The sequence below is a fragment of the Sphingopyxis soli genome (genome assembly GCF_018682675.1).
GTDB lineage: Bacteria > Pseudomonadota > Alphaproteobacteria > Sphingomonadales > Sphingomonadaceae > Sphingopyxis > Sphingopyxis soli.
Genome location: NZ_JAFMTR010000036.1, coordinates 1 through 2,989 on the forward strand (window position 1 = coordinate 1; position 2,989 = coordinate 2,989).

A 2,989-nucleotide genomic window follows, 5' to 3' on the forward strand; every position below is an offset into this window, starting at 1 on the left:
TTCTTGTTTTGCCGTGTTTTCCGAGTCGTCAGGTGATTCCACCTGACTTGAAAACACTCTAGTAAACGCGCGCCTTCGGCTTGATATATTCGGCGTCGTCCGACAGCGTATATTCGTGAACCGGCCGGTAATCGAGGCGGACGCCGCCGCCCTTGCCGCCCCAGCCGTCGAACCAGCTGATCGTGTGCTTCATCCACGTCTCGTCGTCGCGGTTGGGGAAATCCTCGTGCGCGTGGGCACCGCGGCTTTCCTTGCGGTTGTACGCCGAATGCATCGTCACCGTCGCCTGCGCGATCAGATTGTCGAGCTCGAGCGTTTCGACGAGGTCGGTGTTCCAGATCAGGCTGCGGTCGGCGACATGGACGTCGTTCATGCGGCTGTAGGTCTTGGCGAGCTTTTCCTTGCCCTCGGCCATCAGCTCGTCGGTGCGGAACACCGCTGCGTGCTGCGACATCGCGCGCTGCATCTCGGTGCGGATTTCCGCGGTCGGCGAACCGCCATTGGCGTTGCGGAAATGGTCGAGGCGGCCGAGCGCCAGATCGGCGCTGTCCTTCGGCAGCGGCGCCTGCGCCGCGCCCGGGGTGAGGATTTCCTTGAGGCGGTGGCCCGTCGCGCGGCCGAACACGACGAGGTCGATCAGACTGTTCGAGCCGAGACGGTTTGCGCCGTGGACCGACACGCAGGCGGCTTCGCCGACCGCGAACAGGCCGGGAACCACGGTGTCGGGATTGCCGTCCTTCAGCGTGACGACTTCGCCATGATAGTTACAGGGGATGCCGCCCATATTGTAATGGACCGTCGGCACGACCGGCAGCGGCTGGCGCGTCAGGTCGACGCCGGCGAAAATCTTGCCGCTCTCGGTGATCCCCGGCAGGCGCTCCGCAAGCACGGCAGGATCGATATGGTCGAGGTGCAGATAGATATGGTCGGCGTGCGGGCCGACACCGCGGCCTTCGCGGATTTCGAGCGCCATCGAACGCGAGACGACGTCACGCGACGCCAGATCCTTCGCCGAGGGGGCATAGCGTTCCATGAAGCGCTCGCCCTCGGAGTTGGTGAGATACCCGCCCTCGCCGCGCGCGCCCTCGGTGATGAGGACGCCCGCACCGTAAATACCGGTCGGGTGGAACTGGACGAATTCCATGTCCTGCAGCGGCAGGCCGGCGCGCAGCACCATGCCGCCGCCGTCCCCGGTGCAGGTATGCGCCGAGGTCGCAGTGAAATAGCAGCGGCCATAGCCGCCGGTCGCGAGCACGACCGCCTGGCTGCGGAAGCGGTGGATGCTGCCATCCTCCATGCACAGCGCGATCACGCCGCGGCACGCGCCGTCTTCCATGATCAGGTCGAGCGCGAAATACTCGATGAAAAAGTCGGCGTCATATTTCAGCGACTGCTGATAGAGCGCGTGCAGCATCGCATGGCCGGTGCGGTCGGCCGCGGCGCAGGTGCGCTGCACCGGCGGGCCTTCGCCCATATTCTGCATATGGCCGCCGAACGGACGCTGATAGATGGTGCCGTTGGCGTTGCGCGAAAAGGGCACGCCCGCATGTTCGAGCTCGTACACAGCTGCCGGCGCCTCGCGCACCATATATTCGATCGCGTCCTGGTCGCCCAGCCAGTCGGAGCCCTTGACGGTGTCGTACATATGCCACTGCCAATGGTCGGGGCTGTTATTGCCGAGCGAGGCGGCGATGCCGCCCTGCGCCGCGACGGTGTGGCTGCGGGTCGGGAACACCTTGGTGATGCAGGCGGTCTTCAGGCCCGCCTCGGCGCTGCCCATCGTCGCGCGCAGGCCCGAGCCGCCGGCGCCGACGACGACGGTGTCGTAGATATGGTCGATAATCTTGTAGGCTTCGGTCATCTTACATGCCCCCCGGAACGCCCGCTACGGGGGCCAATGCGATGCGGACGATGGCGAAGATGCCGTAGGCCGCACCGCCGATGGCATAGAAATTGAGCGCGACGATCGCGAGCAGGCGCGTCGCTTCGCCATGGACATAGTCCTCGATCATCACCTGGAGGCCGAGACGGAAGTGCCAGAACACACTGATCACGAGCAGGATCAGCGCAAGCGCGACGGTCGGGCTCGAAGCCCAGCGATGCACCGCGGCCTGGTCGCCGAGCGGCAGGCGGAGCAGCGAGACGAAGAACCAGGTCACGAGCAGAATGTTGCCGAGCGCGGTCAGGCGCTGCTGCAGCCAGTGATGCGAGCCGTGATGCGAGGAACCGAGCCCGCGCACGCGGCCGAGGCGCGTACCATTACCCATTGAGCGCCTCCTTCGCGATATAGAGCCAGGTCGCGGTGGTCGCGAGGATCGCACCGACCATCACCAGCATCGACCACAGCTTGTTGGTCTTGAGCTCATAGCCCGCGCCGGTATCGAGGACGAAGTGGCGAAGCCCCGAGAAGAGGTGCTGAAAAAAGGCCCAGGTGAGGCCGACGAGCACGACCTTGCCGAGAATGTTCGTGATCTGGTGAAACAGGCCGATCTCCGGGCTGGGATCGTGCCAGACGCAGGCGACGAAGGCGGCATAGGCATCGGGACCGGCGGCAAGCGCGCCGAGCCACCAGAGGAACATCAGCGCCCCGGCGATCGCCAACCCGTCGCCGCTGATGCGGTGGAGGATCGAAACCGCCATCGAAGGCGCCCATTTATATACCTGAAGGTGCGGCGAAAGCGGCCGCGCGCTCGGTTCGTTGCCAGCCATAACAGCCCCGTTTTCCTGACTCTCATCGGTCGATGGGCGCGGGTTAAGCGTTCCCGCCGCGATATGCAATTACTTAGGGGGCGATGGGCGCAGATTTTGGCTGAAGGGCGTTCGCGGGACGCAGGGTGGCCGGTCGCTGCAAAGGCAGGGGCCGGTTGCGGGCGGAGGGGGACATTTGCAATCGATCGGGAAGTGATGGCCGGTAACGGCCGGAAGCTGCCACGGAATTCCTCCCTGTGGCGTAGCCATGGGGAGGTGGCAGCGCGAAGCGCTGACGGAG

General features: G+C 65.0%; 3 protein-coding genes. All 3 read right to left on the bottom strand.

Annotation, left to right across the window (positions count from 1 at the left end):
- Window positions 1-58: 58 nt before the first annotated feature.
- Genes sdhA through sdhC form a run of 3 tightly spaced genes read right to left on the bottom strand, consistent with a single transcriptional unit; the run spans window position 59 to window position 2,640 of the window.
- Complete coding sequence (gene sdhA, locus J1N50_RS04980) at window positions 59-1,861, bottom strand: succinate dehydrogenase flavoprotein subunit (protein ID WP_215350635.1); 1,803 nt, start codon at window positions 1,859-1,861, stop codon at window positions 59-61.
- Window position 1,862: 1 nt separating this feature from the next.
- Window positions 1,863-2,267, bottom strand: coding sequence for a succinate dehydrogenase, hydrophobic membrane anchor protein (gene sdhD, locus J1N50_RS04985; RefSeq protein WP_215350636.1), 405 nt, complete (start codon window positions 2,265-2,267; stop codon window positions 1,863-1,865).
- Window positions 2,260-2,640: a succinate dehydrogenase, cytochrome b556 subunit gene (gene sdhC, locus J1N50_RS04990; RefSeq protein ID WP_425516928.1), complete on the bottom strand. Its 381-nt coding sequence runs from the start codon at window positions 2,638-2,640 to the stop codon at window positions 2,260-2,262. Before sdhC ends, sdhD begins: the two co-directional genes overlap by 8 nt.
- Between the last annotated feature and the right edge of the window lie 349 nt (window positions 2,641-2,989).

Bases quoted from the DNA above. Each gene is read 5' to 3' on its own strand.
- sdhA (WP_215350635.1), bottom strand. From the start codon at position 1,861: ATGACCGAAGCCTACAAGATTATCGACCATATCTACGACACCGTCGTC.
- sdhD (WP_215350636.1), bottom strand. From the start codon at position 2,267: ATGGGTAATGGTACGCGCCTCGGCCGCGTGCGCGGGCTCGGTTCCTCG.
- sdhC (WP_425516928.1), bottom strand. From the start codon at position 2,640: ATGGCGGTTTCGATCCTCCACCGCATCAGCGGCGACGGGTTGGCGATC.